This window comes from Hafnia sp. CBA7124 (assembly GCF_002355555.1).
In the GTDB taxonomy this organism is placed as follows: Bacteria; Pseudomonadota; Gammaproteobacteria; order Enterobacterales; family Enterobacteriaceae; genus Hafnia; species Hafnia alvei.
Genome location: NZ_AP017469.1, coordinates 926,086 through 938,142, shown reverse-complemented (window position 1 = coordinate 938,142; position 12,057 = coordinate 926,086). Strand labels below are relative to the sequence as shown.

Sequence of the window (12,057 nt, the reverse complement as noted above, 5' to 3'; positions counted from 1 at the left end):
CTTGATTTAGAGTTTGATCTACGTCACATGTCACTGCCATCTTCCCCACCAATTTTTACCGTTAGCCGGTTAAATCAGACCGTCCGTCAGCTGTTAGAAATGGAAATGGGGCAGATCTGGTTATCAGGCGAAATCTCCAACTTATCTCAGCCTTCATCGGGCCATTGGTACTTCACGCTTAAAGACGATCGTGCTCAGGTTCGCTGCGCGATGTTCCGTAATAGCAACCGCCGTGTCACTTTCCGCCCGCAAAACGGTCAGCAGATTTTGATGCGTGCCACCATTACGCTGTACGAACCTCGCGGTGATTACCAACTGATTGCTGAAAGTATGCAGCCAGCCGGTGATGGTTTGCTGCAACAGCAGTTTGAGCAGTTGAAGCAACGCTTGCAGGAAGAGGGGCTGTTTGATCCTGCCCACAAAAAACCATTACCGTCGCCAGCCCACTGCGTTGGCGTTGTGACTTCATCAAGCGGTGCCGCGCTGCACGATATCCTTAACGTATTAAAACGACGGGATCCGTCTCTGCCAGTGGTCATTTATCCAACCGCGGTACAAGGCGCCGATGCACCGATGCAAATTGTGCGCGCCATTGAATTAGCCAACCAGCGTAAAGAGTGTGATGTACTGATTGTCGGCCGTGGCGGTGGCTCGCTTGAGGATTTATGGAGCTTTAACGATGAGCGCGTGGCGCAGGCTATTTTTGCCAGCCTTATCCCTATCGTCAGCGCCGTTGGTCATGAAACCGATGTCACTATCGCTGATTTCGTCGGCGATCTGCGCGCACCAACGCCGTCCGCGGCAGCAGAGTTAGTCAGCCGAAATCAAACCGAGCTCATGCGCCAAATGCTTTCACAGCAGCAGCGCATGGAAATGGCGATGGATTATTATCTCGCCCGTCATCAGCAGCGTTTTACTCGTCTGAATCATCGTTTACAGCAGCAGCACCCGCAGCTGCGTCTGGCTCGTCAGCACACATTGCTGATTAAGCTACGTCGCCGTTTGGACGAAGCCGTGCAAACACGCCTGCGCTTGGCGGAACGCCAGCAAGAGCGCACCAGCCAACGCCTTAATCAACAGCAGCCCTCTGCGCGTATTCAGCGCCATCAACAGCGCATCGAGCAGCTCCACAACCGGCTGGAATTACTCGTCCAACGCCAGCTTAGCGGCAATCGTGAACACTTTGGCGCATTGTGTTCGCAGTTAGAAGGCGTTAGCCCACTCGCCACGCTGGCACGTGGGTTTAGCGTGACGCAGCCACCCAGCGGCGGTGTGCTGAAAAGCATTAAGCAGGTAGCTCATGGCGATCTGTTAAAAACCCGAGTACAAGACGGGTGGGTAGAAAGCACGGTGACTTCAACCGCAGCGCTGCCTAAAAAACGTAGTGCAAAATATAACTCATAAGCCTAATAGTGAGTTCTGTGATATAGGTCACTTCGCATAATAAAAGCGGTGGCCTGAATCCTGTTTATACCCACTTTCGTTATTCTGTCATCCCTTCCTTGCTTTATAGATAAAAACAACGCATTTAAATTTCACTTTGCTTTTGATTGGTTATGAATCGAAAGCAAAATGGCGTGAAATCGACGCAAAATAAAACTGTGATCCTCAGTGCATTCTATAAACACCCGCTTTGTTTTAATTCCTCACAGCCCATTAAGGCTATTAGGGGATCATCATATTTATTAAACATCTCCTAGTTCACAGATAAAACATTATCACCATTCGTTTCTAACAATGGCGGTTTATTATCATTACCTGTTTATTGGGAGTGCCCACATGTCGGACACAAAGTCTTTTAAGTCAAGGTTATGGGAATTTTTTCAAAGTCTAGGAAAGACTTTTATGTTTCCCGTTTCTTTATTAGCTTTTATGGGTTTGTTATTAGGCGTTGGAAGTTCAATTACGAGCCCCTCCACCATCAAAAGCTTTCCATTCCTAGGCAATGAATTAGTACAGCTAACGTTTGGATTCGTTGCTACCGTCGGCGGGTTCGCTTTCACTTACTTACCGATTATGTTTGCAATGGCCATTCCATTAGGTCTTGCTAAACGTAATAAAGCTATTGGCGCATTCTCTGGTTTTGTTGGCTATATGATAATGAACCTTTCAATTAATTATTATCTTATGAGTAGCCATCAACTTGCCGACGCAGCACATATGAAACAGGCTGGACAAGCCATGGTATTAGGCATTCAGTCGCTTGAAATGGGGGTTCTCGGAGGAATTGTCGTTGGGGTTATTACCTATTTCCTACATGAACGTTTTCAAGATACGCAGCTCCATGATGCCTTTGCATTTTTTAGCGGCATCCGCTTTGTCCCTATTATTACGGCACTAACGCTCTCTATCGTTGGGCTAATTATTCCATTTTTGTGGGAATATGTTGCCATCGGCATCACTGCCATTGGGCGATTAATTCAGAGCACTAACGTCTTTGGCCCATTCTTATATGGCGTCGGCGTTCTATTATTAAAGCCTTTTGGTTTACACCATATATTATTAGCAATGGTAAGATTCACACCGGCAGGTGGTACTGAATTTGTTGGCGGACAAGAAATATCAGGTGCCCTTAATATTTTCTATGCTGAACTAAAGGCCGGCTTGCCCTTTAGTCCACATGTGACAGCGTTTCTTTCTCAAGGCTTTATGCCAACCTTTATCTTTGGCTTACCTGCCGTTGCTTATGCTATTTATCGTACCGCAAAGCCAGAAAACCGACCAATTATAAAAGGGCTTTTGCTTTCTGGTGTTTTGGTTTCTGTCGTCACAGGAATATCAGAGCCAATTGAGTTCTTATTCTTATTTATTGCACCTTTCTTATATGTTTTCCACGTTATCATGTCGGGTTTAGCGCTGATGGTTATGGCACTGTTAGGTGTAACTATAGGGAATACTGACGGTGGAATATTAGACTTATTAATATTTGGTATCATGCAAGGCACAGCAACAAAATGGTATCTCATATTCCCAGTCGGTATTATTTGGTTTGCCGTTTATTTCTTTGTATTCCGTTGGTACATCCTCAAGCACGATATTAAAACACCAGGCAGAGAAGATGATGATATCAGCGTAGCTGAGAAAGTAGAGCAGAAAGCCAAAAACAATAAAGGTTCGAAATACGATCCTGAATTAATTCTCTCTGCGTTAGGTGGCAAGGACAATATCGATTCTTTAGATAACTGCATCACTCGCTTGCGCTTAGTAGTAAAAGATATGGCGCTTATCAACAAAGATATACTAAAGAAAGCGGGTGCACTTGCTGTCGTGGTCCTAGATAACCACAGCCTACAGGTTATTATCGGGCCTCAGGTACAAAGCGTAAAAACCGGCATTGAAGCATTAATCTAGCCCAAGGGAACCGTATGTATAATTTTGATGAGATTATCGATCGTAGCGTTGATAAATGCCGCAAGTGGGATTATGACTACGTCTGCTCACGCTTTGGGGCTGTGCCAAAAGATTTTATTCCCATGTGGATTGCTGACATGGATTTTAAATCCCCTCCGGAGGTCATCACAGGACTGCGCCAAATCGTGGAGCATGGTACTTTCGGCTATACCTATTGCTTTGATGAGTTCTATCAGGCCGTCATCAATTTTCAAGCTAAGCAGCATAATGCTGATATTGCACGGGAATGGATCACGCTGACCTATGGTACGGTCTCAACTCTGCATTACACCATTCAGGCATTCTGCAACGCAGGCGATGCCATTCTCATGAACACGCCGGTGTACGATCCTTTCGCATTGGCGGCAGAGCGCCAAAAAGTACGCGTCATAGCTAATCCTTTGGTCGCCGTCAATCAGCGCTATCAACTCGATTTTGAAAAATTAGAGCAGCAGATAAAAGAGCATCAGCCAAAACTTTACCTATTTTGCTCACCGCACAACCCATCGGGAAGAATTTGGACGGCGGCGGAGATCCGTCGAGTCTCTGAGCTTTGCCAAAAGTATCAGGTGATTTTAGTTATTGATGAAGTTCACGCTGAACATATTCTGCATGGTACGTTTATCAATGCATTAAATGAAGGTTGTGCGCATGCAGACAACCTTATTCTGCTTACCTCGCCCAATAAGGCCTTTAATCTCGGCGGGCTTAAGACTTCCTATAGCATTATTCCCAACGAACAATTGCGTGCACGTTTTCGTCAGCAGTTAGAGAAAAACTCGATTACCTCGCCGAATATGTTCGGGGTATGGGGATTAATTTATGCCTATACGCAAGGATTAGATTGGCTGAAAGCGTTGAATACCTACTTAGCTGAAAACGAACGCTATCTCTATGAGTTTATAAGTGAGCGCCTACCAACATTAAAGATGATGCGCACCGAATCATCGTATCTCGCCTGGATTGACGTTAGCGCAACAGGGATGAATGCCTATGACTTCACTCATCAACTGGCTCATGAAACCGGCGTAGTTGTCGAAGATGGCACCCACTATGTACAAAACGGTGAACACTATATCCGCATTAATTTTGGCACGCCGAAAGCGCTTATTGAACAAGCGATGGCTCGTCTGGAAGACTTTGTCCAAAGGCACAGCGCGTAGGTAACCGTATTAAGAATACGTAAAACTAGGCGCACGGATGCGCCTATGTTTGATATTTACTCTTTAACCACGTAGCTAAACACCACGCGCTTTTTAGAAATCATTCCATGGCCGTTCGGACAAAAATAATCAACGGCACCACAGGCTTTTAATTCCTGAAGGGACTTGCCGCAATCTGGGCAATCGGCATGTTGCTGGTAAGTTTGCTGACAATGCGGGCAATAATAATCACCCTGCTGCCACACCATTTCATGCTGACACTTCGGACAAAACACATCCATTTTAACCTCCTAAATAACCCCCCAGCCGCGTAGAAAATAAAGTCCCAGCGCCGTGGTGAAAAAAGATCCTACGGTAGTAATCGCAATAATATTCGCCGCTAGGGTCGCGTTTCCACCCATCGCTCGCGTCATCACGTAACTAGCTGCGGCGGTTGGCGTAGAGGTGAACAAGAAAATAACCCCCAATGTCACACCGCGAAATCCGAACAACCAGCCGCCCAACGTCATAAGCACCGGAACGGCAATTAACTTAGCCGCACTAGAATAGCCCGCCACGTTAGAAGAGCTAAACATAGCATGCCAATCGATACTGGCTCCGGTGCACAGCAGCGCCAACGGTAGCGCCATCGCTGAAATATATTTCCCAGTCGAGGATAAGACTTCTGGAACCGGTAGTTTGGTCAGCGAATAGCATAGGCCAAGAACAATGCCGATGATCAGCGGGTTAGTGAGCACCCCGCGTAAAATCTTACCCCAGCTGATTTTCTGCTGGCCGTCCGAACTCAATGTTCGGGTCAACGTCACCACGGAAAGCACGTTAAACAAGATCACCGTTACAGCCATATACATCGACCCAACGGCAACGCCTTCGCTGCCATAGGCGCTAGCGCAATAGGCCAGACCCACGATGGCGGTGTTTGCACGAAAGCCCCCCTGAACGAAAATACCTCGCTCACGCGGCTCGTTTACCAATTTAAGCGCAACTAATTCCAGCAGCAAGAAGCTCACCACCGTTGCCACGCCCCCATAAACAACAAAAGCTAAATTATTGCCGAGCGTCGAATGATTGGTAGCTATGCTGAAAAAGAGTAAACAAGGAAGTGAGAGATTGAAAACCAGACGGGTAGCACCATCGCAGAAAGCATCATCCAATAGACGAAACCTACGCAGCACAACGCCCAGTAGCAGCATCAATAAATTGGGCACCGTAACACCAAAGGCAAAACTCCACGTCTCCCACGACATACTCAAATCCTTGTTGGCGCTGAAAAAATAGTTTGCAGACGAAGAGAATACACTGAAACTTCACGGCGCTACCATAAAAAAATGGGGCGCATATTCTGCGCCCCACCATAACATTGCGTATTTGCTATACGTTATTTGCTCTTTTTAATATGAGCAAGCAGACGTTTACGTTTACGCAGCTGAGTTGGATTCAGCATGTTACGTTTACCCGCATACGGGTTGTCGCCTTCTTTAAACTGAATGCGAATAGGTGTTCCCATCACTTTAAGTGAACGACGGAAGTAGTTCATCAGGTAACGCTTGTAAGAATCCGCAAGGTCTTTCACCTGATTACCGTGGATCACCACAATCGGCGGGTTATAACCTCCGGCATGGGCATATTTCAGTTTTACACGACGACCACGAACTAACGGCGGCTGATGGTCTTCCTGCGCCATGTTCATGATACGCGTTAGTAAGGATGTACTTACACGGCGAGTTGCACAGTCATAGGCTTCTTGGATGGATTCAAACAGATTGCCCACACCGCTGCCGTGTAATGCAGAGATAAAGTGAATTCGCGCAAAGTCTACAAAGCCTAAACGCAGATCCAGCATCTCTTTAACCTGAGTTTTGACGTCTTCAGACAGGCCATCCCACTTGTTGACCACAATTACCAGTGAGCGCCCACTATTCAGGATAAAGCCTAATAGCGACAAGTCTTGGTCTGAAATACCTTCACGAGCGTCAATCACCAGCAACGCAACGTTAGAGTCTTCAATCGCCTGCAACGTTTTGATGACGGAGAATTTCTCAACCGTATCGGTCACTTTCCCACGCTTACGCACCCCAGCGGTATCAATCAGCACGTATTCGCGCTCATCACGTACCATTGGGATATAAATGCTGTCACGCGTTGTTCCCGGCATGTCGTAAACCACAACACGATCTTCGCCCAGAATGCGGTTGGTTAGTGTGGACTTACCGACGTTCGGACGCCCAACGATAGCAATCTTGATAGGCAGATCTTGAGGATTGAAGTCATCTTCTTCCTCTTCAGCCATCTCATCGGCTTCATCCGCTTCAAGCTCTGCCCAGTAGGCCGCATTAGCTTCTTCTTCCGTCAGCTCACGCTCAGGCTCTGGAGCTTCAACGAACGGGATCAGCGCTTCTTCAATCAGCTGAGCGACGCCACGGCCATGGGAGGCGGCAATTGGATAAACTTCGCCAAAGCCTAATGAGTAAAAATCGCCGATGGCAACGTCAGGATCGATACCATCAGTTTTGTTAGCAACTAAGAAAGTGGCTTTTTCACGGCTACGCAGATGCTGGGCAATGCCTTCATCAGCAGGCATTAAACCCGCACGAGCATCAACCATAAACAGCACGATATCCGCTTCTTCAATCGCCATTAACGATTGTTCGGCCATATGCGTTTCAACGCCATTTTCAGTGCCATCAATACCACCGGTGTCGATGATAATGAATTCATTCCCATTAACTTCAGCACGGCCGTATTTACGGTCACGGGTCAACCCTGGGAAATCCGCAACCAACGCATCACGAGTGTGCGTTAAGCGGTTAAATAAGGTGGATTTACCCACATTCGGGCGCCCGACCAGCGCGACGACAGGTATCATTGTTGAAGCCTCTATTACTTAATTTAATTCCAAATACGCGGGGAACATTCACTCCCGAGCAAGGACTTTTCAGAAGACGAAACGGCCCCTGAGGTGATCAGGAGCCGTTCCCAGACGGCTAATTCGCCGCCCTAAATAATTGTTTTATTAGCGAGTAAATGCGTAAACTTTACCGCCACGAGCCTGAATAATCAGCTTATCGCTGGCTACCAGAGGCGCGCTTAGCAGACCAGAACTGTCTACTTCTTGCTGAGCGACAAAACGTCCATCATCGGTATTCAGCCAGTGCAGATAGCCTTCGCTATCACCCACAACCAAATAGCCGTTATACAGCGCAGGCGCGGTCAGATTACGGTGCAATAAATCGCTTTGTTTCCACAGAGAAACACCGCCATCGGTGCTTAATGCCGCAACGCGATCGTCTTGGTCAACCACATAGATACGGCCAGCATCAACGATGAAATCGTTCACTGAACCCATCTCGCGTTTCCATTGGATTTGTCCAGAACGCAGATCCAGCGCCGCCAAGTTACCGTTATAACCCAGAGAGTATACAACACCATCGACTACGACAGGGGTAGTATCCACGTCATTTAAGCGGTCGATTTCGGTTGACCCCATAGGCTGAGCAACACGCTGCTGCCAAATCATTTGGCCTTGCTGCATCATGATTGCGCTAACGCGACCATTATCACCGCCAACGATGGCTGCACCAAATGCCGTAGCAGGTGCTGACTCACCGCGTAAGGTCAGAGAAGGCATATCAAGGTTAACGGTCCACTTAATGGAACCATCAGCTTCATCTAACGCCTGCAGCATACCGTTAGCGGTATGGATTAATACCAGACCATCGCTAATCACTGGGCGAGAAATAGCTTCACCAGCCACCGTCGTTTTCCACGCTTCGGCACCGTCTTCAGTGCTCAGCGCATAAACAACAGCACGTTCTGAACCAACAAAGACTTTTCCGCCAGATACCGCTAAACCACCAGACAACAGAGCCGTTTTATGCGAGAACCAGCCATCTTTCTCAGCCAAGTTCACAGACCAAACAACGTCGCCGCTATCCGCGTCCATGGCTTTTACAACGCCCATGCGGTCAGCCGCGTAAATGCGGTTATCTTGCCAAGTTGGACGCAGGTGGGAATAGAATTCGCCCACACCATCGCCTACTGACGTGCTCCACACCTTGTTCGGTGTGAATTGGTTTTCAACTTTTGGCAACGGTGACATGGTGACCACATCAGTTTCACTGCTGAACCACGAGCATCCGCTCAAAAACGTCACAGACAGCAATCCGACCAAGAGCGTTTTACGCAATTGCATTGATTATCCCCTTAGTTGGATAAATTGTTCAGTTTCATGCGCAGTAAACCCTGCAATGACTGGGAAGCATCAGAGGCTAAGCCTTTGCTGTATGCTTCACGGGCGCCTTTTACGTCGCCTTTCTTAACCAGTACATCGCCGCGAATATCCTGCGCCATAGCAACCCAGCCGGTCGCTTTAATTAAATCCAATGTTTTGAGTGCGTCGTCCAGCTTATTTTCCTGTAGCTGTACACGAGCTAAACGCAAATCAATCAGGGATTTCAGATTTTCGTCTTTCGTTTGACCTTGGGCCCAAGCCAGCTGCTGTTCAGCTTTGGCAAAGTTCTTCTGGTCAACTTCATGTTGCGCTAACTGCAAGGCAGCCAAAACACCATAGTTGTTAGCATTTTTTTCAATAAACTTTTCAGCCAGCGCCACGCCATCAGCTTTACCGCCGGTCAGCGCTTCACTTGCTTGCTGATATGACTGGGATGCGCCGGTCATTTCTGCCTGCTGATGATTCTGCCAGTAACGCCAACCGAGCAGTGCACCAATCCCAATGACAACACCAATAGCCAACGCCTTACCGTTTTCGATAAAGAAGCGGCGCAGGGCATCAACTTGTTCGTTCTCTGTGCTATAGACTTCCACTGTTCTCTACTCCTTACGCCAACATTGATGCCAGGAACGCCGCAACGTCGTCCTGAGCAAGAGTTTGCTGATCGCCACTTTGCAGATTCTTAACATTCACCTGACCCGCATTCATTTCATTTTCGCCTAATACCAGTGCAACGCGAGCGCCCCACTTATCAGCACGAGCGAACTGCTTCTTAAAGTTGCCGCCGCCATAGTTAGTCATCAGTTTGACCTGTGGATACGCATCGCGAATCTTTTCTGCCAAACGCATGGCAGCGCTTTGCGTACCTTCACCAGAGGAAATCAGATAAACATCAACGGCGCGCTGAGGCTGGAAATCAGGATTTACCGCCTGAACCAACAGAACCAGACGCTCTAAGCCCATGGCAAAACCAACCGCTGGCGTTGCATGACCACCAAGCTGAGCAACCAAGCCATCATAGCGGCCACCGGCACAAACCGTACCTTGCGCGCCTAAGCTATTCGTCACCCATTCAAATACGGTACGGTTGTAATAATCCAGACCGCGAACCAAACGCTCATTGACGGTATACGCAATGCCCGCTTCATCCAGCAATTTGCACAGGCCAGCAAAATGCTCGCGAGACTCTTCGTCCAGATACTCTGACAGACGCGGAGCATCGTTGAGCAATGCCTGTACGTCTGGATTTTTAGAGTCCAGAACGCGCAGCGGGTTGCTATACATACGACGCTTACAGTCTTCGTCCAGCTTATCTTTGAACTGTTCCAGATAGGCCACCAGCGCATCACGATAGTTAGCGCGAGCTTCCAGAGAACCGATTGAGTTCAACTCCAGAGCAACGTGCTCAGAGATCCCCAGCGCACGCCACCAACGAGCCGTCAGCAGAATAAGTTCTGCGTCTACGTCAGGGCCATTTAGGCCAAAGACTTCGGCGCCCAGTTGATGGAACTGACGATAGCGACCTTTTTGCGGACGTTCATGACGGAACATCGGACCGATGTACCATAAACGTTGTTCTTGATTGTACAGCAGACCATGTTCGATACCGGCGCGCACACAGCCAGCCGTCCCTTCAGGACGCAGCGTCAGGCTGTCACCATTACGGTCATCGAAGGTGTACATCTCTTTTTCAACGACGTCGGTCACTTCACCGATCGCACGTTTGAATAACGGGGTCTGCTCTACAATCGGCAAACGGATTTCGCTGTAACCGTAGCTGGTCAGGACTTGTTTGAGCGCAGCTTCAATCGGCTGCCAAAGCGCCGTATCTTCCGGCAGGTAGTCGTTCATGCCACGAATAGCTTGGATATTCTTCGCCACGTCAATTCTCTATACTATGTAATTCAAAAAATGACCCCGATTATGGAGGATTGAAGCAATCTCATCAATCGGGAGCATTGTTTATTCAAAGCAAATGAGATTACAGGCCGCCTAAAGCGACCTGCTATTCAGTTACTTCTCGTCGATCTGGCTGACTTCGATGCGCTTGTTAACATCCAGCATCGATGCTTTGGCGCGGATCTTAGCCTCTAGCTGATCGATCATCTGTTCGTTATCAAAACGCTCTTTTTGACGCACACCGTCTTCATAGAAGCCGCTCTTATTATGTCCGCCTGTCACGCCAATCGTTGAAACCAAGGCTTCGCCTGGACCATTCACCACACAGCCAATAATGGATACATCCATTGGTGTGATAATGTCTTCTAAACGCTGCTCTAGGGCATTTACCGTACCAATAACGTCAAATTCTTGCCGTGAACAGGTCGGGCAAGCGATAAAGTTAATCCCACGCGAACGAATACGCAGCGATTTAAGAATATCAAAGCCCACCTTCACTTCTTCAACAGGATCTGCCGCCAACGAAATACGCAGCGTATCGCCAATCCCTTCGGCCAGCAGCATGCCTAAGCCCACCGCAGATTTAACCGAGCCGCTACGCGCGCCGCCTGCTTCGGTGATCCCGAGATGCAGAGGCTGATCGATACGTGACGCCAACAGGCGATAAGACTGCACCGCGAGGAATACGTCTGACGCTTTTACGCTGACTTTAAACTGATCGAAATTAAGACGATCAAGAATATCGACATGACGCATCGCTGACTCCAGCAATGCTTCAGGCGTGGGTTCGCCGTACTTCTCTTGGATATCTTTTTCCAGCGATCCGCCGTTAATTCCTATACGGATGGGGATATTTTTATCACGAGCACAGTCAACAACTGAGCGAATACGTGATTCATTGCCGATGTTGCCTGGATTAATACGCAGACAATCAACGCCATACTCAGCAACTTGCAGCGCAATGCGGTAGTCGAAATGAATATCGGCCACCAGCGGCACTGAAACCTGCTGCTTAATGAGTTTGAATGCTTCAGCAGCATCCATAGTCGGAACTGACACACGTACAATATCTACGCCAACACGTTCGAGTGCGCGTATTTGTTTTACCGTGGCATCAACATCCGTTGTCTTGGTGTTGGTCATCGACTGTACGGCAATCGGTGCACCATCACCGATAGGCACATTACCGACATAAATGCGGGTCGATTTTCTCCGCTTAATGGGTGACTCATTATGCATATTAATTCTCCATGAATGCCGTACTATCAATTGAAGCACGCATATTCTGCTTCCAACATTTAACCGGCAATCAGGTAAACAAAGTACTTATACTGCTAACGCTGCACAAAACAAACCGCCTTGTCCCTGCTTAAT

General features: G+C 48.0%; 10 protein-coding genes. 3 read left to right on the top strand and 7 right to left on the bottom strand.

The window, feature by feature from the left end; translation table 11 throughout:
* Nucleotides 1–27: 27 nt before the first annotated feature.
* The 3 genes from xseA (at nt 28) to CPY98_RS04340 (ending at nt 4,553) form a co-directional block, all read left to right on the top strand.
* The gene (gene xseA / locus CPY98_RS04350; RefSeq protein WP_096386478.1) at nt 28–1,404 is read left to right on the top strand and encodes an exodeoxyribonuclease VII large subunit; all 1,377 of its coding nucleotides are present in this window, start codon (nt 28–30) and stop codon (nt 1,402–1,404) included.
* A 375-nt stretch (nt 1,405–1,779) separates the two neighbouring features.
* On the top strand, nt 1,780–3,351 hold the full coding sequence (malX, locus tag CPY98_RS04345) for a maltose/glucose-specific PTS transporter subunit IIBC (RefSeq protein WP_043491287.1): 1,572 nt from the start codon (nt 1,780–1,782) through the stop codon (nt 3,349–3,351).
* 14 nt (nt 3,352–3,365) lie between these two features.
* Nucleotides 3,366–4,553 carry a MalY/PatB family protein gene (locus CPY98_RS04340; RefSeq protein WP_096386475.1) on the top strand — a complete coding sequence of 396 codons (1,188 nt, stop codon included), beginning with the start codon at nt 3,366–3,368 and terminating at the stop codon, nt 4,551–4,553.
* 56 nt (nt 4,554–4,609) lie between these two features.
* On the opposite strand, the gene CPY98_RS04335 is transcribed toward CPY98_RS04340, so the two are convergent.
* The 7 genes from CPY98_RS04335 to ispG all read right to left on the bottom strand — a co-directional run bounded on the left by CPY98_RS04335 (nt 4,610) and on the right by ispG (nt 11,922).
* Nucleotides 4,610–4,834: a zinc ribbon domain-containing protein gene (locus CPY98_RS04335; protein ID WP_025800437.1), complete on the bottom strand. Its 225-nt coding sequence runs from the start codon at nt 4,832–4,834 to the stop codon at nt 4,610–4,612.
* A 9-nt stretch (nt 4,835–4,843) separates the two neighbouring features.
* Entirely contained in the window at nt 4,844–5,800 is a 957-nt protein-coding gene (locus tag CPY98_RS04330) for an AEC family transporter (protein ID WP_096386473.1), read from the bottom strand.
* A gap of 131 nt (nt 5,801–5,931) precedes the next feature.
* Nucleotides 5,932–7,419, bottom strand: a complete 1,488-nt coding sequence (der, locus tag CPY98_RS04325) for a ribosome biogenesis GTPase Der (RefSeq protein WP_025800435.1) — start codon at nt 7,417–7,419, stop codon at nt 5,932–5,934.
* Nucleotides 7,420–7,566: 147 nt separating this feature from the next.
* On the bottom strand, nt 7,567–8,745 hold the full coding sequence (gene bamB, locus CPY98_RS04320) for an outer membrane protein assembly factor BamB (protein WP_046449580.1): 1,179 nt from the start codon (nt 8,743–8,745) through the stop codon (nt 7,567–7,569).
* A gap of 11 nt (nt 8,746–8,756) precedes the next feature.
* Entirely contained in the window at nt 8,757–9,377 is a 621-nt protein-coding gene (locus tag CPY98_RS04315) for a YfgM family protein (RefSeq protein ID WP_043491273.1), read from the bottom strand.
* Between the two features lie 13 nt (nt 9,378–9,390).
* Entirely contained in the window at nt 9,391–10,665 is a 1,275-nt protein-coding gene (gene hisS, locus CPY98_RS04310) for a histidine--tRNA ligase (protein ID WP_025800432.1), read from the bottom strand.
* A gap of 132 nt (nt 10,666–10,797) precedes the next feature.
* Nucleotides 10,798–11,922 carry a flavodoxin-dependent (E)-4-hydroxy-3-methylbut-2-enyl-diphosphate synthase gene (ispG, locus tag CPY98_RS04305; protein WP_025800431.1) on the bottom strand — a complete coding sequence of 375 codons (1,125 nt, stop codon included), beginning with the start codon at nt 11,920–11,922 and terminating at the stop codon, nt 10,798–10,800.
* Nucleotides 11,923–12,057 lie beyond the last annotated feature (135 nt).

Excerpts from the sequence above, each read along its gene's own strand:
- xseA (WP_096386478.1), top strand. The coding sequence starts at position 28 with ATGTCACTGCCATCTTCCCCACCAATTTTTACCGTTAGCCGGTTAAAT.
- malX (WP_043491287.1), top strand. The coding sequence starts at position 1,780 with ATGTCGGACACAAAGTCTTTTAAGTCAAGGTTATGGGAATTTTTTCAA.
- CPY98_RS04340 (WP_096386475.1), top strand. The coding sequence starts at position 3,366 with ATGTATAATTTTGATGAGATTATCGATCGTAGCGTTGATAAATGCCGC.
- CPY98_RS04335 (WP_025800437.1), bottom strand. The coding sequence starts at position 4,834 with ATGGATGTGTTTTGTCCGAAGTGTCAGCATGAAATGGTGTGGCAGCAG.
- CPY98_RS04330 (WP_096386473.1), bottom strand. The coding sequence starts at position 5,800 with ATGTCGTGGGAGACGTGGAGTTTTGCCTTTGGTGTTACGGTGCCCAAT.
- der (WP_025800435.1), bottom strand. The coding sequence starts at position 7,419 with ATGATACCTGTCGTCGCGCTGGTCGGGCGCCCGAATGTGGGTAAATCC.
- bamB (WP_046449580.1), bottom strand. The coding sequence starts at position 8,745 with ATGCAATTGCGTAAAACGCTCTTGGTCGGATTGCTGTCTGTGACGTTT.
- ispG (WP_025800431.1), bottom strand. The coding sequence starts at position 11,922 with ATGCATAATGAGTCACCCATTAAGCGGAGAAAATCGACCCGCATTTAT.